This is a genomic window from Peribacillus sp. SIMBA_075 (assembly GCF_046534585.1).
Genome location: NZ_JAWRYN010001778.1, coordinates 1 through 228 on the forward strand (window position 1 = coordinate 1; position 228 = coordinate 228).

The following is a 228-nucleotide window of genomic DNA, read 5'->3' on the forward strand; positions in this document are numbered from 1 at the left end:
CTTGCAATGTCATCTATTACCCTTTGATGATACTCTGGATCATCCTCTAGAGAGTCATAAACAATCTTAGTGTTAATTGATGCAGCCCATGTGAGATCCAATGCATCTTGATTACTTACCAAAATGAGTTTCTTTACTTTCACACGATCGAGTAAATTAGATATAGCTTCTGTTCTTAGTTTTTCAGCGCTCATAGGTTTAAGTGGATATATAACCGCTGTATGGATT

1 pseudogene is annotated in these 228 nt (G+C 36.0%); it reads right to left on the reverse strand.

The window, feature by feature from the left end:
• Window positions 1–228, reverse strand: a pseudogene (locus SB775_RS34555) (hypothetical protein); the annotation flags it as partial.